The sequence below is a fragment of the Rhodococcus sp. PD04 genome (assembly GCF_035918275.1).
GTDB classification, from domain to species: Bacteria; Actinomycetota; Actinomycetes; order Mycobacteriales; family Mycobacteriaceae; genus Rhodococcus; species Rhodococcus rhodochrous.
The window spans coordinates 3,458,544-3,479,969 of record NZ_CP142143.1 but is presented as its reverse complement, the minus strand read 5'-3'; the positions used below and the strand labels follow the sequence as shown (position 1 = coordinate 3,479,969).

Below are 21,426 nucleotides of genomic sequence, written 5' to 3'. Positions count from 1 at the left end.
CCTTTCCGAACGAGCAGGTACTACAGACCCAGAGCTACAGCCCCAGAGCGCGCTGGACCTCGGCGAGCGACGGGTTGGTCGCGGTGCTGCCGTCGGCGAACTTGACGGTGGGCACCACGTGGTTGCCGTTGTTGACGCTGCCGACGAACTCCGCGGCGGCCGGATCCGACTCGATGTCGATCTCGGCGTATGCGATGCCGTTCTGGTCGAGCTGGGTCTTCAGCCGCCTGCAGTAACCGCACCAGGTGGTGGAGTAGACGGTGAGGGCGGGTGCGTCGGTGGTCGTCATGTCTTCGAGAACATCACAGCCGCCGAACATGTTCCGCGACGGGGTGAGCTGTGGTCCTCACCACACCGAGTGATCTCACCGGTGGGCTGCGCTGTCGGCGGTCGCTGTCATGATGGAGGCCATGTGTGCGGATGTGGTGGACGGTCTCGACCCCGAGCAGGCAGCAGCGGTACTCGCCCCACGCGGGCCGGTCTGCGTGCTCGCCGGCGCCGGTACCGGCAAGACCCGCACGATCACCCGCCGCATCGCCCATCTCGTCTCCGCCGGTCACGTCTCCGCGAGCCAGGTCCTCGCCGTCACCTTCACCGCCCGCGCGGCAGGGGAGATGCGTTCCCGCCTACGCGCCCTGGGCATCGGTGGCGACGGCACGCAGGTGCAGGCCCGCACCTTCCACGCCGCTGCGCTGCGGCAGCTGCGGTACTTCTGGCCGCAGGTGGTCGGCGACACGCCGTGGCAACTGCTCGATCGCAAGTTCGCGGCGGTCTCGCAGGCGGCGCACCGGTGCGGCTTCCCGACCGACACCGACACCGTGCGCGACCTGCTGTCCGAGATCGAATGGTCGAAGGGCACGCTCGTCGCGCCCGAGGACTATCCCGCCGCGGCCGCCCGCGCCCACCGCACCCCACCGGCCGATCCCGAGCGGGTCGCGCGCGTCTACGAGACGTACGAGCAGCTCAAGACCCGGTCGGGCGACGGGATGTATCTCGACTTCGACGACCTGCTGCTGCACACCGCCGCGGCCCTCGAGGACAACCTCGCGGTGGCCGAGGAGTTCCGCGACCGCTACCGCTGCTTCGTCGTCGACGAGTACCAGGATGTGACGCCGCTGCAGCAGCGCGTGCTCGACGCGTGGCTCGGCGAGCGCGACGACCTCACGGTGGTCGGCGACGCCAACCAGACCATCTACTCGTTCACGGGCGCCACCCCGAAGCACCTGCTCGACTTCTCCCGCCGGTTCCCCGACGCCACGGTCGTGCGCCTCGAACGCGACTACCGCTCCACGCCGGAGGTGGTCGACCTCGCCAACCGCGTGATCGGAGCGGCGCGGGGCCGCATCGCCGGCACCCGGCTCAAGCTCGTCGGTCAGCGTCCGTCCGGGCCGGAGCCCACCTTCGCCGAGTTCGACGACGAGCCCGCCGAAGCGCAGGCGGTCGCCAAGGCCGTCGCGAAGCTGATGGGCAAGGGGGTCCCGGCGGCCGAGATCGCGGTGCTCTACCGCATCAACGCTCAGTCCGAGGCCTACGAGCAGGCGTTCACGCAGGCGGGTATCCCGTACCAGGTGCGCGGCGGTGAAGGTTTCTTCAACCGCGCCGAGGTCCGGCAGGCGGTCAACGCCCTGCGTCAGGTTGGTACGCGCGACGACCTGCCGGAGGATGCCGGTCGCGGTGCCGGGCTGCTCAGCCTCGTCCGGGCCACCTTGGTGCCGCTGGGTCTGACCGACACCGAACCGGTGGGTGCGCAGGCACGCGAGCGCTGGGCGTCGCTCGTCGCGCTCGTGCAGCTCACCGAGGAACTGCTCGAGCACGAACCCGCCCTCGATCTGCAGGGGCTGTTGCGCGATCTCGCGGCCCGTGCCGAGGCGCGCCAGCCACCGACGGTCCAGGGCGTCACCCTCGCGTCGCTGCACGCGGCGAAGGGCCTCGAATGGGACGCCGTCTTCCTCGTCGGCCTCACCGACGGAACCCTGCCGATCACCCATGTCACCGGCGACAAGGACACCCCGCCCGACGAGGCAGGCATCGAGGAGGAACGGCGGCTGCTCTATGTCGGTGTCACCCGAGCCCGCGTGCACCTGCAACTGTCGTGGGCGTTGTCCCGCACGGCGGGCGGACGTCGGTCGCGGCGACGCTCTCGATTCCTTCACGGGCTCATCCCCGACAGTTCACCCGCGTCGAAGATCGCCGAACCGGCCTCCCCGCGGAAGAAGCGCCCGCAGTGCCGTGTCTGCGGTAAGCCGCTCATGGGCACCACCTCGACCATGCTCGGCCGCTGTGAGGGCTGCCCGTCCGATCTCGACGAGAATCTGCTGGTCGCGCTCAAGGAATGGCGCCGGGAGCGTTCGAAGGAGATGAAGGTTCCGGCCTACGTCGTCTTCAGCGACAACACCCTCGTTGCGATCGCCGAACAACAGCCGCGCGACGATCGTGCGCTGGTCGCCATCCCGGGGATCGGGGCGAAGAAGCTCGAGCAGTACGGCGCCGACGTGCTCGCCCTCGTGCGGGGGGAGCGCACCGTCGACACCCTCGACCTCTAGCGCACCGTCGACACCCTCGACCTCTGACGACTACCCGACCGTGTTCACTCGGCGCACAGGCAGAAGTAGTGTCCGGCCGGGTCGCGGAACACCCGGAAGGTGCTCTTGTTCGAGCCGTCGTCGGCGCGCAGCGCGTCGAGTCCGAGGACGAGGCGTTCGGCCTCGTCGAGGTCGGGCACGTGGAAGTCGAGATGGGCGTGCACCCCGTCCGCGGGCCAGTGACGCGGCGTGAAGTCGGGATCGCGCTGGAACGCGAGGGCGGTCGAGTCGTCACGCGCCAGTTCGACCCAGTCCTCCCGGTCGTCGGTGATCGTCCATCCGAGCAATCGGCGGTAGAAGTCGGCGAGCGCGCGGGGATCCGGACAGTCGAGGACGGGCAGGAGTCTCGTGGTCGCGAGGGACATGCCCTCCGACTGTAGTGCGGGGACGAAGAACGCGGCACGAAACCGCAGGTAGAAAATAACTTGTGCCGATCGTGCTCACGAATCTAGTCTGGATGACGATGTCACGGGAGACGGTCCGTGCGCGACGAGAAAGTGAGGTGGCCCCGATGCTCGGCTTCGATGCTTTTGCAGCGGCAGCGGCCCCTCGTGTCGCTGGGGCCGCCGCTACCGCTCGCACCGCCACATTTGTGGCACCCGCAGTGGCAGCCGCGCCGCGTGCACGCCGACGTGTGTACGCCGCCGCCGTCTCGTCCGTGGTCGGAAGTCGATCGGGAACTGTTTCCCGGTAGACCTTTCGTCTCCTCCAGGCCACGGACCCCGCCCAGCGGACCGTGGCCTTTCTCGTTCTCCGGCCGGGTTCGCATCGCATTCCACCGAACCAACGAAGGAGCTCACGTGCCGAGCGAATACCCGTCGAGCCTGTCGAACCGAACGGAAGGAGACGAGATGCGTCGTACCGACATCCTGTCGCGCAGCGACACTTTCGCGGTCTCCCGCAACGACCGCGACCGCGACACCCTGCCGTGCCACGACAACGACCCCGACCTGTGGTTCGCCGAGACCCCGGCCGATCTCGAGTACGCCAAGACGCTGTGTGCGGGCTGCCCGGTGCGTGCCCAGTGTCTCGACGCCGCTCTCGAGCGAGAGGAACCCTGGGGCGTGTGGGGCGGGGAGATCATCGACCGTGGTGTCGTCGTGGCCCGCAAGCGGCCGCGGGGCCGGCCGCGGAAGAATCCGCTGCCCGAACCCCGCAAAGAACTGGTCTGTGCGTGAATACGGTTGCCCGGCTTCGTCACTCCTCGACGAAGCCGGGTAGCCATTCACTGAGGATGCGCATGTACGGTGCCTCGGCGTCGAGCTGAGCGCAGATGCCGACCGAGCCGAGCAGGACCCGGAACACACTCACGTACTCGGGCGGAAGATTCAGCGTCCGAGCCGTCTTGAAGGTCGAACTCGAGAAGTCCGTGGCCGTGCCCGCCACCCGCTGCAGCCATGTGCGGGTGAAGTGGAACGACTCGGTGTGGATCGGGTCGGTGAACGGCCGGAGGTAGTCGGCGATCTCCTCGTCGGTGACCGTGCGGCCGGGCAGGACGAACTTGTTGTCGTAGAGCAGCCGGGTGAGTTCGTCGAAACGTTCCTCGAGGGCCAGTCGGACCATCCGTCCGAGCACCGGCGGGAAGCCGTCGGGCATCGACGCCGTGGCCCCGAAGTCGATGACTCCGAGACGGCCGTCGTCGAGAAGCATGAAATTGCCCGGATGCGGGTCGCTGTGGAGCAGACCGGCACGCGCGGGCGAACAGAAATGGAACTCCGCGAGCAGCGCACCGGCCCGGTTGCGCTGCTCCCGCGTACCACCGCTGATGATCGCAGACAGCGGAGTGGCCGAAAGCCATTCGGTCACAACGACTTTCGGGGCGCTCGCGACGACACGCGGGATCACGAACTTCTCGTCGTCGGCAAAGGCCTTCGCGAAGGCCCGCTGGTTGTCGGCCTCGATCCGGTAGTCGAGCTCTTCCTCGGTGCGTGCGGACAACTCGTCGAGCAGCGCACGCACATCGGCACCCGGCATCATTGTGGCGAACAATCCGGCGAACCGGGCCAGCGTGCGCATGTCGGCGCGCAGAGCCTCGTCGGCGCCCGGGTACTGGACCTTCACCGCGACCTCGCGTCCGTCCGACCACACGGCCCGGTGCACCTGGCCGATACTGGCCGACGCGACGGGCACGTCGTCGAACGACTCGAAGCGCTCACGCCACTTCGTGCCGAGCTGCTGGTCGAGCACGCGGTGCACGGCCCGGGCTGGCAGGGGAGGGGCCTCCGCCTGCAGTTTGGTGAGCGCCTCCCGATACGGCTCGGCGAACTCCTCCGGGACGGCGGCTTCCATCACGCTCAGGGCCTGGCCGAACTTCATGGCGCCGCCCTTGAGTTCGCCCAACACACTGAACAACTGTTCGGCGGCCTTCGCCGTCATCTCGGCGTCGATCTCCTCCCGATCTCCACCGGCGAGTCGACGGCCGAAACCGACGGCGGCGCGCCCGGCGATTCCCAGAGGAATGCTCGCGAGCTTGGCAGTGCGGGACGAGCTTCTGCGAGGGATGTCTGGCACGCCCCCCATCATGCCTGACCGACCCGAGCGATGGCCGAGCAGTCGCACCGGGGGTGACGGAACCATCGGCGCGTGACGATGCGGTGGGTTCGCAGGTCCAGTTCGAGTGTGCGGTCGACCGCCGGGGTCACGGACGGATCTGCGGAGAGGAACGCCTCGATCTGGCCGACGGCCATCGCCGCGGTCGCCGACGTCACCGCCCTGCCGGCGTGGCCCTGCCGCCCGTACAGCTGACTCGCCAGTCGCGGCCAGGACGGATCGAGATCGGCCCGCACGAGATCGGCGCAGCGCAGACAACTGCTCCGGCCGGGGAGTACGAACGGGCCGACGATGCCGCGTCCGTCCCTGATTCGCACCGCGAGATGGGGGATACCGGCCCGCACGAGCATGTTCACGAGGTGGGGGTCGGGCACCTGCCCGTCGGCGAGGACGACACAGTCGGCCGGGCCCTGCGGTTCGTCACCGGACGACGAGCGCACCCACCGCACATCCCATACCGGGAGATCCTCGACGATCGCCGAAGCGAGCGGACCCGAGCCGTGGACCCGCACCCGCCGCGGTCGCGCCGGACCGGGCGACACGGGAACCCGCCGGACCGCACCCGTCGCGGTGAGCTCGTCGAGCACCTGCCGGACCCGTCCGGACGGAAGCCCGCGCTCGGCCGCGACGTCCAGCACCTCGTCGAGGGTGAGCCGGCCGTCGAGCAGCCGGACGAGAACGCCGAGGTCGAAGCTGTCCATGCCCTCGGGTGGCAGGACGACGGTCGCGGTGCCGGGACCCCAGCCGAGCTGGAGCGAGCCGTCGGACCGCTCGAGCACGGCCAGTTCCGGATCGACCCGGAGAACCGCAGCCTCGGCCGGTGCGGCAGTCGTGGTCGTCTCGCGCGATGCGGTGATCATGGAGACAGACTGACAGCACCCGCGCGCGTGGACGGCTCACGAGGAGCAGTTGTCCACAGGCGCGGGTGCCTCTATCGGGTCGTTCTAGGAGGTGCTGTCGTCCCCGGGCCGGTCCTCGTCGGATCCGTCCTCGGCGGCGCGATCGCGTTCGGCCTGCTCCCGTTCCATGGTCGCCTGAAGCTGGGCGATCGGATCCTCGAAGGCTCCGGTGCCACCGCCGATCACACGGTCGACGAAGGCCGTCGGGTTGTCGAGATCCGACGAGTCCGGCAGCAGGTCGGGATGCGCCCACACGTGGTCGCGGGCCTCGGTGCCGGCGTCGGTGGTGAGGCGTCGCCACAGGGCAGCGGCCTCGCGCACCTTCCGGGGCCGGAGCTCGAGGCCGACGAGCGTGGCGAAGGTCTGCTCGGCCGGCCCGCCCGTGGCGCGGCGACGGCGCAGGGTCTCGGTCAGGGCCGAGGCACCCGGGAGCCGCTCGCCGAGCGCGTCGGCGACGACCGTCTCGACCCAGCCCTCGACGAGCGCGAGCATCGTCTCGAGTCGTTCGAGTGCGGCCTTCTGCTCCGGGGTGGTCTGGGGTTCGAACGCACCCTGCTTGAGGATCTCCTCGAGCTTGGACGGGTCGGTGAGTGCCGACGGGTCGAGTCCCTGCGCGAGATCCTCGATCGACGACATGTCCATGCGGATGCCGCGTGCGTACTCCTCGACGGTCGCCAGCATCCGCTGACGCAGCCACGGCACGTGGCTGTAGAGGCGCTGGTGGGCGGCCTCGCGTGCGGCGAGGAAGACGAGCACCTCCTGAGCGGGCTGCTCGAGTCCTTCACCGAAGCTCTCGACCGCGGCCGGCAGGAGAGCGGCGGTGCTCTCCGGGCCGAGGGGGAGACCGATGTCGGTGGAGGTGAGCACTTCCTTCGACAACTGGCCGAGGGCCTGGCCGAGCTGGGAGCCGAAAGCAACCCCACCCATCTGCGAGAACATTCCGAGCATGGGCCCGGCCATCGCACGGGCCTCCTCGGGCAGACCGTTCAGCATCATGCCGTTGACCTGCTCGGCAATCGGATCGCACAGGCGCTTCCACGTCTCGAGGGTGTTGTCGAGCCAGTCGACGGGCGTCCACGCCACGACCTTCGACGCACCCGCGGGCAGCGTGGTGGCCGCGTCGAGCCACAGTTCCGCGAGGCGCGCGGCGTCCGTCACGGCGTCGGCGGTACGGGGCGAGACCGGGTCGACGGACCCGATCTGCTGACGTGCGAGCTTCGTCGCGATGTCGTAGTTGACCGGACCCGAGCCGCCGCCGGAACCCATGGCGCTGCCCATACCGGCGAGCATCTGGCCGAACTGGCTGAGCATCTGACCGAACTGCGCGGGATCGAAGCCCTGACCGCCGAACGGGTTGTCGCTCCCACCGCTGCCGGGGAGTCCGAATCCGAAGGGCATGCCGCCACCGGCGCCGCCGCTACCGGAACCCTCGTCCTTCCTGCGGTCGGGGTCGTCGTCGGGATTCGAGAATCCGAAGGGCGTGTCGCTCATGTATCCAACGGTACAAGGCGTCCAGGGCGGGGACCGGCATCGTGGTCTCGCTCATGGCGAACACGACACGGTCGTGGTGTGAAGGGGGTGGTCGGGCGACCGCTACCCTGGCCGGGTGAATCGTCGCTACGTCCTGCCGCTCGCGCTCGTGCTCCCGATCCTCGTCATCGTGGTCGTGGCGTTCAACGTCCGGGCGCCGTACGTGGCGCTCGGCCCCGGCCCCGTCTTCGACACGCTCGGTGAGATCGAAGGCACCCCGGTCGTCGCGCTCGAGGGGATCGAGGCGGACGAGACCGAGGGCAGTCTGTTCATGACGACTGTCGGGGTCACCGACAATCTCACCCTCGCGCAGACCTTCACCGCCTGGATCAGCGGGCGCTACGGCGTCGCGCCGCGCGAGCAGGTCTACCCACCCGACCGCAGCAAGGACGAGGTGCAGGCCGTCGACCAGGCGCAGTTCGCCCAGTCGGAGCGGTCCGCCGAACTCGCCGCCCTGCACTATCTCGACCTGCCGGTGACCCTGCGAATTGCCGAGGTGGGCCAGGACGCCCCTGCCGCCGGGTTGCTCGAGGCGGGCGACCGGATCGTCGCCGTCGGCGGCGAGGAGATGCGCACGGCCGGCCAGGTCCAGCGCGCGGTCGGCGACGTGCCGCCCGGTGAGTCGGTGGACGTCACCGTCCGGCGCGGCGATGCCGAGGAATCGTTCGACGTTCCCGTCGGTTCCCGGCCCGGCGACCCGGACAAGGGCTTCCTGGGCATCGCCACCGAGGAGGTTCCCGAGGTGCCCTTCGAGGTCACCTTCAACCTCGCCGACATCGGCGGACCGTCCGCCGGCCTGATGTTCAGTCTGGCCGTGGTGGACAAGCTCAGCCCTGGCCTGCTCAACGGCGGCCTGGACGTCGCCGGTACCGGCACCATCGACTCGGACGGGATGGTCGGGCCGATCGGCGGGATCACCCACAAGCTCACCGCGGCGTCGGAGGACGGCGCGACCGTCTTCCTGGTGCCCGCCGAGAACTGCGCGGAGGCGCAGAGCGGCGCCCCCGAGGGTGTGCAGCTCGTGAAGGTCGAGACGCTCGAGGGTGCGATCGACGCGCTGGCAGCGATCGCGGACGGACGCGACGCGCCCGCCTGCAGCTGATCCCACCCGTCTGCAGCCGATCCCACCCGCCGCACGGGGGATCGGCAGCGCGGTGATCGCCCTCTCAGGTGATCGCCCTCTCAGTAGTCGTCGTCGCTTGCCTCGAGGGTCGCGTACAACGCAGCCACGACGTGCGGGGCGAGGTTGTCGTAGGTCCGCAGTTCAGCGCCCGCGAACGGATCGTCGTCGTCGAGGGGACGCAACTGCAGGAGTGAGAGCGACGGCCCGTCGCGCAGGACCGCGGAGATGAGGCGGGCGGCGCGTCGTTCCGGGTGACTGTGCGCTGCGAGCCGGGCCGCCTCGTCCGCCGCGTGGGCGTCGGCGAGCAACGGCGTGAAGGCGTCGTCGAGTTCGTTCTCGGCGCTCGGCGGCAGCACGACCACCTCCTGCACGAGCGCGCACCCGGCAACCGATCCGGGCCAGGTGGTCGTGGCGAGGAACTCCTCGAGTGCGGGACTGCCGCCCTCGACGTCGTCGGGGAGGGATTCCTGCGCGATCGGGGTGTACTCGTGTCCTTCGTCGAGTTGGTCGGCGAGGGCGGGTTCGGCGGCTGCGAGAAGCACGGTCGGGACGAGCGCGAACATGACGGGAGGGCGGTCCCAACCCTCCGCGTCCGCGAAATCGATGATCTCGTGGACGGCGCGCGCGAGTCCTTGTTCGGAAGGTACGGGAAGACGTTGGTTCACCGGCCTATCCTGGCACCCGTACGCGGGTGTGCGCTGCCGGACCTGCGTCGTGCGACCCCCGGTACGAGGATTCCGTAGAGTGGGGCGAAACGGGCACTCCGTGAGAACGAGGCGTGCTCGCACGCGTTCGTCGAGCGCGAGATGTACAGATGCGGTGCGATCGCGCCGCCGGACGAGTTGGGAGCGTGGCACGTGGGCATGAGGCCCCCGACCGGAGTACCTACATTGTCGAAGCGGAGCAGAGTTCTGCTGATCCTGGCAGTGGTGGCCGCAGTGCTGCTCCTGCTCGGACCACGGTTGGTGGACACCTACACCAACTGGCTCTGGTTCGGCGAGGTCGACTTCCGGGACGTATACGTCAAAGTTCTCCTGACCCGGATCGCACTGTTCCTGGTGGTCGGGTTGTTCATCGGCGGTGTCGTCTGGCTGACGATGCTGCTCGCCTACCGGTCGCGCCCGGTCTTCGTGCCGACCACCGGACCCAACGATCCGGTGGCGCGCTACCGCACCACGGTGATGACGCGCATGCGCGCCTTCGGGATCGGTATCCCGGTCGTGCTCGGTGTGCTCTCCGGTCTGGTCGCCCAGGCCGGCTGGGTCACCGTGCAGATGTTCTTCAACGGCGGCGACTTCGGCACCACCGATCCGCAGTTCGGTCTCGACGTGGGCTTCTACGCCTTCGACCTGCCGTTCTACCGTTTCGTGCTCAACTGGTTCTTCGTCGCGATCGTGCTCGGGTTCATCGCGAACCTCGTCACCCACTACATCTTCGGCGGCATCCGCCTCGCCGGTCGCGGTGGAAGCATGTCGACGGCCTCGCGTGTGCAGCTCGCCGTCCTCGCCGGCCTGTTCGTCGCGTTCAAGGCGGTCGCCTACTGGCTCGACCGGTACGAACTGCTGTGGAGCAGCCGCAAGGAACCCACCTTCACCGGTGGTGGCTTCACCGATATCAACGCGGTGTTGCCGGCCAAGCTCATCCTGCTCGCCATCGCCGTCATCTGCGCGATCGCGTTCTTCGCCGCGATCTTCCTGCGCGACCTGCGGATCCCCGCACTCGCGACGGCACTGCTCGTGCTCTCGTCGATCCTCGTCGGCGCGGTGTACCCGCTCATGGTCGAGCAGTTCTCGGTGCGCCCGAACGCTGCCGACAAGGAGAGCGAGTACATCGAGCGCAACATCGCCGCGACCCGCGAGGCGTACGGCATCACCGACGACAAGGTGGCGTACGAGGACTACCCGGGTGTGGGCACCACCTCGCCCGAGAACATCCCGGCCGACATCACCACGATCGCGAACGCCCGCCTGCTCGACCCGAACGTGCTTCCCCGCACGTTCACGCAGCAGACGCAGCTGAAGAACTTCTACGGTTACCCCGAGTCGCTCGACATCGACCGGTACGAGCTCGACGGTCGTATGGAGGACTACATCGTCGCGGCACGTGAGCTCTCGCCGACGAGCCTGACCGGCAACCAGACCGACTGGATCAACCGGCACACCGTGTACACGCACGGCAACGGTCTCGTCGCGGCGCCCGCCAACCGCGTGAACGCCGCCGCGAGCGCCTCGGCGGAGGAGGCCGCCAACAGCAACAGCGGCTATCCCGTCTACTTCGTCAGCGACCTGGCGTCGCTCGCCGCGGAGAACCAGGTCATCCCCGTCGAGCAGCCCCGCATCTACTACGGCGAGGTCATCGCCGAGGCCGATCCGGACTACGCGATCGTCGGTAACAGTGCCGATTCGTCCGGACCGCGTGAGTACGACACCGACACCGAGAAGTACACCTACACCGGTACGGGTGGTGTCGACATCGGCAACTGGTTCAACCGCCTCGCCTTCGCCGCGAAGTACGGCGAACGCAACATCCTGTTCTCGAGCGCCATCGGCAGCGACTCGAAGATCCTGTTCAACCGCGACCCGCGTGAGCGCGTGACGAAGGTCGCGCCGTGGCTGACGGCCGACGGCGACGCCTATCCGGCGGCGATCGACGGCCGCATCAAGTGGGTCGTCGACGCGTACACCACGCTCGACTACTACCCGTACGCGCAGCGCGCGTCGCTCGAGGGCCTCGTCGAGGACAGCATCGACCAGAACACCGGTCGCCTGCTGCCCCGCAAGGAGGTCTCGTACATCCGCAACTCGGTCAAGGCGACGGTCGATGCCTACGACGGCACGGTCACGCTCTACCAGGTCGACGATGAAGACCCGGTCCTGAAGGCGTGGATGGGTGTCTTCCCCGATGCGGTGACCCCGCAGGACCAGATCTCCGACGAGCTGCGGGCGCACTTCCGGTACCCGGAGGATCTGTTCAAGGTGCAGCGCGAGATGCTCGCCAAGTACCACGTCGACGACCCGCGCGAGTTCTTCACGAACAACGCGTTCTGGTCGGTACCGGCGGACCCGACGGTCGACACCAGCGCGAACCAGCCGCCCTACTACCTGCTCATGGGCGATCGTGAAACGGCGGATCCCCGGTTCCGTCTGACCTCGGCGATGGTGGGTTACAACCGGCAGTTCCTGTCGGCGTACATCTCGGTCGAATCCGATCCGGAGAACTACGGGAAGTTCACGATCCTGCAGCTGCCGACGGATACGCAGACCTTCGGTCCGGAGCAGACGCAGAACGCGATGATCTCCGACACCCGAGTGGCTTCGGAACGGACCCTGCTCGAACGGTCCAACCGGATCCAGTACGGCAACCTGCTCACCCTGCCCATCGCGGACGGCGGCATCCTGTACGTCCAGCCGATGTACACCGAGCGCAACGCGACGGCGGGCAGCACGTCGACCTTCCCGCAGCTGTCGCGCGTGCTCGTCAGCTACCGGGAGCCGGGTGCCAGCGGTGGCGTCCGGATCGGTTACGCACCGACTCTCGCCGGTGCGCTCGACCAGGTGTTCGGTCCCGGCGTCGGCGACGCGGCCACCGCTCCCGGTGGCGAGGCGCTGCCCACCGCCGAGGTCGAGGACGAGACGCGGGGCGAGGTGATCGAGGGCACCACGGACGAGAACCAGCCTTCCGATCAGCAGCAACAGCAGCCCACCTCGCCGGCGCCGACGACTCCCGCGAATCGAGATGCCGCGGTGGCGGAGCTCGATTCGGCACTCGCGGAGCTGGCCAACGCTCAGACCAGCGGCGATTTCGAGGCCTACGGTCGGGCGCTGCGGCGGGTGCAGCAGGCCGTCGACGCCTACGAATCCACCGGCGGCTGATCCGGTAACGGAGATCGACACGACGAAGGCCCGCGGTTCGCACCGCGGGCCTTCGTCGTGTTCGTGGAGGCGGTCTGTGTCAGCGACCGGCCAGCGTGACGTCGACGATCTGTGCGAACTCGGCGCCGAAGCCGTACTGCTGGGCGAGCTGGTTCGCGGTATCGACGGCCTGGGTGACCTCGGCCGGCAGCTCGGGGGCAGCCGGAGCCGCAGGTGCCGGAGCCTCGGGTGCCGGTGCGGGCGCCTCGGGTGCGGCGGGAGCCGGCGCGGATTCGGTTGTCAGGTACTGACCGCAGACGGGCCACGCGCCGGGGCCCTGCGTCTGCAGGACGTTCTCGGCGACACGGATCTGCTCCGCCTTCGAGGCCTGGTCCGCGCGGCCGCTGCCGCCGTTGGCCTCCCAGGTGCTCTGCGAGAACTGCAGGCCGCCGTAGTAGCCGTTGCCGGTGTTGATGGCCCAGTTGCCACCGCTCTCGCACTGGGCGACGCCGTCCCAGTTGTGCTGGGCGGCGGACGCGGTGCCGGTGGCGAGCGCGAACGGAACCGCGGCGAGTGCACCGGTGACGACGGCAGTGCGGAATGCACGCGTGCTGAAGTTGGTCATGCTGTGGAGTCCTTCCCGCGCTCGCGGAGCGCGACGGCCCTCGTCGATCTCGGTCGACGGAGAAATGTCTCCGTCCGGATCGGGGATCATGTCGGTTGCGTCCCTGCCCCTCGGGTCTTCGTAGGCACCGGATCCCGCGGGGCAGACTGGCGGCGACGGGCCGGTGGTGGCTCGGCTGTTTCGAGCCGGGACCGACAGTACAAAGCGCTCCGCGGCGCGTCATCCCCCCGCCGGGAGAGGTGCTTGTCCACCTGATGGGATGGAACGACTGAGTCTTCGCAGTTCAGGAAGGTGATAACGGGGGTCGATGCAAGATCGTTACACCTCCGTTATGTGGCGATAGTCATGGTGGAAATGTGAACCGGGACACCCCGGGGAGGTGCGATTCCGGTTGTCGTCGAGGCTCATCCGCGTCCGACGAGGCGATTTGCATTCCGTTTCCGTGCTCGTGTAGGTTCATTCATGCAACGCGGGGTGGAGCAGCTCGGTAGCTCGCTGGGCTCATAACCCAGAGGTCGCAGGTTCAAATCCTGTCCCCGCTACCACCACGAAGGCCGGTCGTCTCGGACGACCGGCCTTCGTTCATTCGAGGGGGTCACCCCCGAGCGGTGGTGTACCCCTTCTCGGGATTCTCGGGCAGATCCATCTCCACCAGCACCCGGCGCAGCAGCTTCCCGGTGGCGTTGCGCGGCAGCTCATCGAGGAAGACCACCTCGCGCGGAACCTTGTACCGGGCGAGATTCGACTTCACGAACGCCTTGATGTCCTCGGCGTCGCGGGAGGAGTCGGGGGAGGGGACCACGAAGGCTCGCAGCCGCTGCCCGAACTCGGGATCGGGGACACCCACCACGGCGGCGTCGAGTACGTCCTCCCGCTCGGCGAGCAGGTTCTCGACCTCGAGCGGATAGACGTTCTCGCCGCCGGAGACGATCATGTCGTCGTCGCGACCGTCGACGAAGAGCAGGCCGTTCTCGTCCCAGTGCCCGATGTCGCCGATCGACAGCAGCCCGTCGATGCGTTCCTTGTCGCGACCGTCGGTGTAGCCGGCGAAGGACAGGCCGCTCGAGACGAATATGCGGCCGGGGACGTGCGGTTCGGTGATGCGGTTGCCGTCGTCGTCGAACAGCACCACCCGACACGTCACGGGAGGGCGACCGGCCGTGCCGGGGGCCTGCCGGATGTCGTCGGGGGTCGCGACCGTCGCGACGGCGCATTCGGTGGAGCCGTACAGGTTGTAGAGCACGTGCCCGAACGCCTCCGTCGTCCGGCGACACACGTCGGGCGAGAGCGACGAACCCGCGGAGAAGACGATCTTCAGGCTCGAGGTGTCGTACTCGGCGATCTTCTCCGGTCCGAGGTCGAGGATCCGCTGCAGCATCGTCGGGACCACCACCAGCACGTTCGCTCCGTGCTGCTCGACGAGGCCCAGGGTGTCGACGGGGGAGAAGCGCCGCATCATCACCACGGTCTGACCCAGTGCGAGGGCGAGCGCGAACTGCGAGACGCCGGTGCCGTGGAAGGCCGGGGCGGCCATGAGCATCGTCTGCCCGGGGCGCAGCGGAACCCGGTCGAGGAACTGGGCCGACGCGAACGGCGACGTGCGGCCGCGCGGCGCGCCTTTCGGGGTGCCGGTGGTGCCGCTGGTGAGCAATACGAATCCACCGAAGACCTCCGGCGCGGGCAGGGACGAGCCGTCCAGCCCGTCGATCGACTGCTCCAGCGTCGGGATGCCGGGGACCTCGTCGTCCACCCAGGAGACGTACCGGCGCACGTCGTCGGGGAGCGCGGCTGCGACCTCGGCGAATTCGCTGTCGAAGACGAACGTCGAGACCTGTTCGCGCGCTGCGACATCGACGAGTTGCCGCGGCGCGAAACCGGTGTTCATCATCACCAGCCGCACACCGAGCTTGGCGGTGGCGAGCATCGTCAACACGAGACCGCGGTGATTGCGGGCCATGATGCCCATGACCGATCCCGGCTCCACGCCGGCGCGCTGCCACGCCCGCACGAGGGCATTGGAGCGGGCCTCGAGTTCCTTGTAGGTGACATCGCCGGCCTCGTCGATCAGGGCGACGGCGTCGAGACCGCGTTCGGCCTGTGCGTGCACGGCGCCGGCGAAGGGGCCGTACTTGTTGGCCGCCATGATCGTCCCGATGCTGTGGTCCACGCGCGGAAAGTGCAGCAGACCTGCGCGATGGAGTACCGCGAGTGATCCGAGGGTGTCCTTGACCTGGTCGATCGTGTCGTCGAGCGTGATCCGCCCACCCGTGATCCTGCCGAGAATGTCCTGACCGAGCATCCGTCCCCCTAGCTGTGTGTCGGCGTCAGCACACACAGTAGCCGTGACGTAGCTCACATTCCAGGCAATCTTCTCCGGATGATCTTCCTGGAACGGGTAGAGCCCTCGCCGCGCCTGCGGCGAGGGCTCGTCCCCCGATGGATCCTCCGACACGCCCGGTACCGTGCGCAGGCACCGGTCCCATCCCTCCGGCGCCCGCGGACGGACCCCATGCCCCGGGCGTTATTTCAGTTCGGAGGACGACTTTCCGAGCACCCGCCGAGCGACGATGAGCTGCTGGATCTGCTGGGTGCCCTCGAAGATGTCGAGAATCTTGGAATCGCGTGCCCACTTCTCGAGTAGCGGCCGCTGCGAATACCCGTAGGTTCCGGCGAGTTCGACGGCCTTGAGCGAGACCGCGGTGCCGGTGCGGCCGGCCTTCGCCTTCGACACCGACGCCTCGAGGGAGTTGGGCTTCTTGTTGTCGGCCATCCACGTCGCGCGCAGCGCGAGCAGGTAGGCGGCCTCCCAGTCGGCCTCGAGCGCGAGGAACTCGGCTGCCGCGGCGTGCTGGTTGTTGGCGGGGATGTCGTAGGAGACCTCGACGCCCGCCTCCTTCAGGATCGTGCGCAGCTCCTCGAGTACCGCACGACCGAGACCCACGGCCATGCCGGCCACGATCGGACGCGTGTTGTCGAAGGTCTGCATGACCCCGGCGAACCCCTTCTCGGTGTTCACCTCCGGGGAGCCGAGGATGTTGTCCTTCGGAATGCGGCAGTTGTCGAGCACGAGCACCGCGGTGTCGGATGCCTTGATGCCGAGCTTCTTCTCGAGACGCGCGACCGAGAGTCCGGGAGCCTCGCGCGGCACGACGAACGACTTGATCGCGGCGCGGCCCTTCGACCTGTCGACGGACGCCCACACGACGATGTGCGTGGAACGCTCACCGGCGGTGACGAAGATCTTCTCACCGTTGAGGACCCACTCGTCGCCGTCGAGCACGGCCGTGGTCGTCACGGCCGCCGAATCGGATCCGAAACCGGGCTCGGTGATCGCCATGGAGGCCCACACCTTGCCGAAGCGTTCGAGCTGCTCGTCGGTGGCCACCGCGGCGATCGCGGAATTGCCCAGGCCCTGGTAGGGGATCGACAGGGTCAGGCCGACGTCGCCCCAGCACGTCTCGATGACATTGAGGAGTCCGGCCATGTTGCCGCCGTTGGCATTTCCGGCGGGGCCGTCCTGCTTGGCCTTGCTGTCGCGGCCGAGTGTGGCACCCGCCGCGCCCTGGCCGGAGTCGTTGAGCCCTTCGACCATCGCGGCCATGGTGTCGAGTTCGACGGGGTACTCGTGCTCGGCGAGGTCGTACTTGCGGGAGATCGGCCGGAAGATCTGCGCGGCGACCTGATGGGCCTGGTTCGCGGAAGCCTTGAGCTTCCGGGGAAGTTCGAGATTGATCATCACAGGTTCCTTGTTCGGGTCGGGCCGATCAGACGAGGACGACGCCCTCGGCGACTCCGATTGCTCGCAGGTCGCGGTACCAACGTTCGACGGGGTGTTCCTTGGTGTAGCCGTGGCCGCCGAGCAGCTGGACGCCGTCGAGGCCGAACTGCATGCCCTTGTCGGTGGCGAGCTTGCGGGCCAGGGCCGCCTCGCGAGCGAACGACAGGCCCTGCTCGGCCCGCGACGCACCGCGCAGGGTGACCAGACGCAGACCGTCGAGCTCGATCTTGATGTTGGCTACCATGAACGCCACCGCCTGCCGGTGGCTGATGGGCTCGCCGAACGCCTCGCGCTCGTTGACGTAGGGGACCACGTAGTCGAGCACGGCCTGACCGGTGCCCATCGCCAGAGCTGCCCAGCCCAGGCGCGACAGGCGCACGGCGTCGGCGTACTGCTCGGCGCGGACGTCGGCGTCGTCGTCGCCGAGGCGTGCCGATTCCGGCACCGCGACGTCCTCGAGCAGAAGGCGGCCCAGTCCGGCGGCGCGCAGGCCCATGCCCGGATCGGCCTCGATCACGACGCCCTTGCTCTTCGCCTCGACGAGGAAGAGGGACGGCTTACCGTCGAGTTCGGCTGCCACGACGAACAGTTCGGCGCTGCCCGCCGCCGGGACGAACGACTTCACGCCGTTGAGCCGGTAGCCGCTGGGGGAGCGCACCGCCTTGGTCTGCAACGCGAAGGGATCGAACAGGGCGCGCGGCTCGGCGATGACGACCGACGCCTGGGGGACATCGTCGCCGGCGAAGGCCGGCAGGTAGGTCTTCTGTTGGTCCTCGGTGCCCCACTGTGTGAGAGCCACGGCCACACCGCTCGGCGCGAGGATCGGCAGGGCCAGGCCCATGTCGCCGTGCGCGAGGGCCTCGGCGACCAACACGTTGGTGACCACGCCGCGCTCGTCGGCGGCGCCGTCGAACGCCTCGGGCACGTTGACCATGGTGATGCCGAGTTCGGCTGCGCGCGCGAGCAGATCGGCCGGGGCCGCGGCGGCCTCGTCGGCGTCGTGCGCGGCGGGCCGCAGGATCTCGGCGGCGAACTCACGCACCGTCTCCGTGATCATCTGCTGATCGTCGGTGGGGGTGAGATCGAAGAAGTCGGCGTTCTTCGCGGTGGCGAGACGCTGCGGGCCGCTCGCGCCGCCGGACATCTTCTTGAAGGTGCGCGTGGCGGCGCCGAGGGTCTTGAAGCCGGTCTTCGTGGACTGGTACGTGATCCGGTCGATCGTCTCGCGGATCTTGTACCGGTCGGCCAGTTCGGAACCCGTGATCCGGGTGAGCACGCGCATGGCAGCACCCATGGCGTCGCGTTTGATCGGATTGAGGCCGACGGCGGACGTGTCGCGAGGCGTGTGGCGGGCCACGCTGTCTTGCTTGCTCATGATCACCAGAAGTCTCTCGATGCGGCAGCGGACACTCCCGATCTTACTTCCGAGTAAGGTCACTGTCTACCGCGCAGTAAGTTCCGCCGTGGACGCGTGTCGCCAGCATCGTCCGTCGTGTCGCGAGCACGAGTTGACTCTCACACCGTGTGAGGTCGCAGACTCGGCGCCATGACCGACACCACCAGGTTGATGTCCATCGGAGAGTTCTCGTCCCTGACCCGGATCAGCGTGCGGATGCTGCGCCACTACGACTCGCACGGAGTGCTGATCCCCGCCGTGGTCGACGAGGTCAGCGGTTACCGCCGATACCTGCCCGAGCAGACCGCCGATGCCGCGCGCATCCGCCGTCTGCGCGACGTCGGCTTCGGCGTGTCCGCCATCGGGGCGCTACTGGCGACGGCCGGAACTCCCGCCTACACGCAGGCTCTGCGACTGCAGCGCCGCGTGTTGGAAGAGGAGCTCGAACTCGGCCGCATGCGACTGAGAGCCCTGGACCGCATGCTCGACGAGATACCGGAGGACACCATCATGACCCGAATCGAACTGACCGAGATTCCGCCGCAGACCTACGTCTGCCTCCGCGGCACCGTCGCCGACTACTCGGCCGAAGGGGAACTGTGGCAACGCTTCATGCCCGCACTGCAGGAGCAGGGCATCGTCCCGACCGGGCCCGGTGGATGCATCGAACACGACGGCGAGTTCCGCGAGTCGGACGTCGACGAATCCGTGTTCCTGCCGGTGGCGCCGGGAACCACGGCTCGCGAGCCGCTGACGGTCCACGAGTTCCCCGCACGCCGGGCGGTCGTCGCCACCGTGACCGGGCCGTACGCCGAATCGATCCCGCGTGCCCACGAGGCCATCGCCGCATTCCTGGCCGAACACGGCCTGTCCGCGGCCCGGGTCGACGACGACGTGGCCACCCACCACTTCAACGTCTATCTCGATGATCCGGGCGTCACGAACGAAGCCGACCTCGAGACCGCTGTGCATCTCCCGGTCCGCTGACGAACCCGGCCCCACGCGTGACCATCCGCGCGTGGGGCCGGCCACTCACTTCAGTCGACCGAGCACCTCGTCGTGCAGCGTGCCGTTGGTCGCGACCGCGCTGCCGCCGTGCGGACCGTCCGCACCCTCGAGGTTCGTGAACCGTCCACCGGCCTCGCGCACCAGCACGTCGAGCGCGGCCAGATCCCACAGCGACACCTCGGGTTCGAGCGCGATCTCGAGGGCGCCCTCGGCGAGCAGGCAGTAGGAGAAGAAGTCGCCGTAGGCGCGCACCCGCCACACGTCGTCGGTCAGGGCGACGAAACGATCACGGATGCCACGCTCGTGCCATCCGCTCAGGCTCGAGAAGCTCAGCGACGCCGACGCGAGGTCGGTCACCTCCGACACCGAGATGCGCCGGGGCTCGGCACCGTCGTGCGACACCCAGGCGCCGCCGTCCGCGGCCGCCCACCACCGACGGTTCAGTGCCGGGGCGCTGACCACGCCCACGACGGGCACGCCGTCCTCGAGGAGCGAGATCAGGCTCGCCCAGACCGGTACGCCACGCACGAAGTTCTTCGTGCCGTCGATCGGATCGACGACCCACTGCCGCCCGCGGAAGACCGCGTCGCCGCCGAACTCCTCGCCGAGCACCGCGTCGTCCGGTCGCTGCTCGCCGAGCATCTCGCGGATGGTGCGCTCGACGGCGAGGTCGGCGTCGGAGACCGGGCTCAGGTCCGGCTTGTCGTCCACCTTCAGGTCCAGCGCACCGAAGCGGTCGCGGGTGATGGCGTCGGACGCGTCGGCGAGTCGGAGGGCGAGGTCCAGGTCGGCGGTGTAGTCGGTGGTCATGACGGAAACGCTAGCCGCCGTCGCCCGGGGCCGAGCAGCTTGCCGCCCACTCCGGGGTCGGCGCGGTGCTCGACCCGCCCGGGGCCCTGCCGTGTCGATCGCTGCCCACGGCGGGCCGGTTCGTCGCTCCGGTAACCTGTTGAATCGTGCATCCCGATGTTTCCGCAGCCCTGACCGAGCTCGACACGACCCTCCGCACCGTGGAGTCGGTCCTCGACGTCGAGGAGCTTCGACGGCGCATCGACGAACTCGAACACCAGGCCGCCGACCCCGAGCTGTGGAACGACCAGGACCACGCCCAGAAGGTCACCAGCGAACTGTCGCACGCACAGGGCGAGCTGCGCCGGGTCGAGGGCCTGCGCCAGCGGCTCGAGGATCTCCCGGTTCTGTACGAGCTCGCCGAGGGCGAGGAGGGCGAGGCCCGCACCGCCGCCCTGGCCGACGCCGAGGCCGAACGCGAGAGCCTGCGCGCCGACATCGAGGCGATGGAGGTGCGCACGCTGCTGTCCGGCGAGTACGACCAGCGCGACGCGCTCGTCAACATCCGCGCGGGCGCCGGTGGCGTCGACGCCGCCGACTGGGCCGAGATGCTCATGCGCATGTACATCCGCTGGGCCGACAAACACGGCTACGGCGTCGAGGTCTACGACACCTCCTACGCGGAAGAAGCCGGCATCAAGTCCGCCACCTTCGCCGTCAAGGCGCCCTACACCTACGGGACCCTGTCGGTCGAGATGGGCACGCACCGTCTCGTCCGCATCAGCCCCTTCGACAACCAGGGCCGCCGCCAGACCTCCTTCGCCGAGGTCGAGGTGCTGCCCGTCGTCGAGACCACCGACCACATCGACATCGACGAGAACGACGTCCGCGTCGACGTCTACCGCTCGTCCGGCCCGGGTGGCCAGTCGGTCAACACCACCGACTCCGCCGTGCGCCTGACGCACATCCCGACCGGCATCGTCGTCACCTGTCAGAACGAGAAGTCGCAGCTGCAGAACAAGGTCGCGGCCATGCGCGTCCTGCAGGCCAAGCTCCTCGAGCGCAAGCGCCAGGAGGAGCGCGCCGAGATGGATGCGCTCAAGGGCGACGGCGGCAGCTCGTGGGGCAACCAGATGCGCTCGTACGTGCTGCATCCCTACCAGATGGTCAAGGACCTGCGCACCGAGTACGAGGTCAACAACCCCTCGGCGGTGCTCGACGGCGACATCGACGGATTCCTCGAGGCCGGCATCCGCTGGCGTATGCGTGAAGAGCAGAAGTCGTGATCGGAAACA

The 21,426-nt window shown here is 68.6% G+C and carries 17 protein-coding genes and 1 tRNA gene; 7 read left to right on the top strand and 11 right to left on the bottom strand.

The window, feature by feature from the left end; genetic code table 11:
- Positions 1-34: 34 nt before the first annotated feature.
- The gene (locus U9J23_RS16065; RefSeq protein WP_059382217.1) at positions 35-289 is read right to left on the bottom strand and encodes a mycoredoxin; all 255 of its coding nucleotides are present in this window, start codon (positions 287-289) and stop codon (positions 35-37) included.
- Between the two features lie 109 nt (positions 290-398).
- Here U9J23_RS16065 and U9J23_RS16060 point away from each other — a divergent pair, with 109 nt between their 5' ends.
- Entirely contained in the window at positions 399-2,543 is a 2,145-nt protein-coding gene (locus U9J23_RS16060) for an ATP-dependent DNA helicase UvrD2 (protein WP_059382216.1), read from the top strand.
- A gap of 44 nt (positions 2,544-2,587) precedes the next feature.
- Here the strand turns inward: U9J23_RS16060 and U9J23_RS16055 are convergent, their stop codons facing one another.
- Positions 2,588-2,947, bottom strand: a complete 360-nt coding sequence (locus U9J23_RS16055; protein ID WP_272267187.1) for a VOC family protein — start codon at positions 2,945-2,947, stop codon at positions 2,588-2,590.
- A gap of 486 nt (positions 2,948-3,433) precedes the next feature.
- Between U9J23_RS16055 and U9J23_RS16050 the strand changes: the two genes are divergently transcribed.
- On the top strand, positions 3,434-3,760 hold the full coding sequence (locus tag U9J23_RS16050) for a WhiB family transcriptional regulator (protein WP_226949854.1): 327 nt from the start codon (positions 3,434-3,436) through the stop codon (positions 3,758-3,760).
- A gap of 19 nt (positions 3,761-3,779) precedes the next feature.
- Here the strand turns inward: U9J23_RS16050 and U9J23_RS16045 are convergent, their stop codons facing one another.
- From U9J23_RS16045 to U9J23_RS16035, 3 genes are all read right to left on the bottom strand, one after another.
- Positions 3,780-5,105, bottom strand: coding sequence for an ABC1 kinase family protein (locus U9J23_RS16045; RefSeq protein WP_085468553.1), 1,326 nt, complete (start codon positions 5,103-5,105; stop codon positions 3,780-3,782).
- A complete protein-coding gene (locus U9J23_RS16040) occupies positions 5,102-5,992 on the bottom strand; it encodes a hypothetical protein (protein ID WP_085468501.1) in 891 nt (296 codons plus the stop codon). Before U9J23_RS16040 ends, U9J23_RS16045 begins: the two co-directional genes overlap by 4 nt.
- Before the next feature lie 84 nt (positions 5,993-6,076).
- Positions 6,077-7,522, bottom strand: a complete 1,446-nt coding sequence (locus tag U9J23_RS16035; protein ID WP_326598819.1) for a zinc-dependent metalloprotease — start codon at positions 7,520-7,522, stop codon at positions 6,077-6,079.
- 115 nt (positions 7,523-7,637) lie between these two features.
- On the opposite strand from U9J23_RS16035, the gene U9J23_RS16030 reads away from it, so the two are divergent.
- On the top strand, positions 7,638-8,663 hold the full coding sequence (locus U9J23_RS16030) for a YlbL family protein (protein ID WP_024101465.1): 1,026 nt from the start codon (positions 7,638-7,640) through the stop codon (positions 8,661-8,663).
- 80 nt (positions 8,664-8,743) lie between these two features.
- Here U9J23_RS16030 and U9J23_RS16025 read toward each other — a convergent pair whose 3' ends face one another.
- Complete coding sequence (locus U9J23_RS16025; protein WP_059382211.1) at positions 8,744-9,349, bottom strand: PPA1309 family protein; 606 nt, start codon at positions 9,347-9,349, stop codon at positions 8,744-8,746.
- Positions 9,350-9,541: 192 nt separating this feature from the next.
- On the opposite strand from U9J23_RS16025, the gene U9J23_RS16020 reads away from it, so the two are divergent.
- Positions 9,542-12,556 (top strand): UPF0182 family protein, encoded by a 3,015-nt coding sequence (locus tag U9J23_RS16020; protein WP_179161719.1) that lies wholly within the window; start codon positions 9,542-9,544, stop codon positions 12,554-12,556.
- 79 nt (positions 12,557-12,635) lie between these two features.
- Here U9J23_RS16020 and U9J23_RS16015 read toward each other — a convergent pair whose 3' ends face one another.
- The gene (locus U9J23_RS16015; RefSeq protein WP_059382242.1) at positions 12,636-13,160 is read right to left on the bottom strand and encodes a transglycosylase family protein; all 525 of its coding nucleotides are present in this window, start codon (positions 13,158-13,160) and stop codon (positions 12,636-12,638) included.
- Positions 13,161-13,628: 468 nt separating this feature from the next.
- Here U9J23_RS16015 and U9J23_RS16010 point away from each other — a divergent pair.
- A tRNA-Met gene (locus tag U9J23_RS16010) sits at positions 13,629-13,705 on the top strand.
- A gap of 50 nt (positions 13,706-13,755) precedes the next feature.
- Here U9J23_RS16010 and U9J23_RS16005 read toward each other — a convergent pair.
- The 3 genes from U9J23_RS16005 to U9J23_RS15995 all read right to left on the bottom strand — a co-directional run bounded on the left by U9J23_RS16005 (position 13,756) and on the right by U9J23_RS15995 (position 18,319).
- The gene (locus tag U9J23_RS16005; protein WP_059382209.1) at positions 13,756-15,459 is read right to left on the bottom strand and encodes an acyl-CoA synthetase; all 1,704 of its coding nucleotides are present in this window, start codon (positions 15,457-15,459) and stop codon (positions 13,756-13,758) included.
- 222 nt (positions 15,460-15,681) lie between these two features.
- A complete protein-coding gene (locus tag U9J23_RS16000; RefSeq protein ID WP_059382208.1) occupies positions 15,682-16,896 on the bottom strand; it encodes an acyl-CoA dehydrogenase family protein in 1,215 nt (404 codons plus the stop codon).
- 28 nt (positions 16,897-16,924) lie between these two features.
- The gene (locus tag U9J23_RS15995) at positions 16,925-18,319 is read right to left on the bottom strand and encodes an acyl-CoA dehydrogenase family protein (protein ID WP_059382241.1); all 1,395 of its coding nucleotides are present in this window, start codon (positions 18,317-18,319) and stop codon (positions 16,925-16,927) included.
- A 165-nt stretch (positions 18,320-18,484) separates the two neighbouring features.
- On the opposite strand from U9J23_RS15995, the gene U9J23_RS15990 reads away from it, so the two are divergent.
- The gene (locus U9J23_RS15990; RefSeq protein ID WP_059382207.1) at positions 18,485-19,321 is read left to right on the top strand and encodes a MerR family transcriptional regulator; all 837 of its coding nucleotides are present in this window, start codon (positions 18,485-18,487) and stop codon (positions 19,319-19,321) included.
- A 45-nt stretch (positions 19,322-19,366) separates the two neighbouring features.
- Here the strand turns inward: U9J23_RS15990 and hisN are convergent, their stop codons facing one another.
- Positions 19,367-20,152 carry a histidinol-phosphatase gene (gene hisN, locus U9J23_RS15985; RefSeq protein WP_059382206.1) on the bottom strand — a complete coding sequence of 262 codons (786 nt, stop codon included), beginning with the start codon at positions 20,150-20,152 and terminating at the stop codon, positions 19,367-19,369.
- A gap of 146 nt (positions 20,153-20,298) precedes the next feature.
- Here hisN and prfB point away from each other — a divergent pair, with 146 nt between their 5' ends.
- Positions 20,299-21,417: a peptide chain release factor 2 gene (gene prfB, locus U9J23_RS15980; protein ID WP_059382205.1), complete on the top strand. Its 1,119-nt coding sequence runs from the start codon at positions 20,299-20,301 to the stop codon at positions 21,415-21,417.
- The last annotated feature ends 9 nt before the right edge of the window (positions 21,418-21,426 follow it).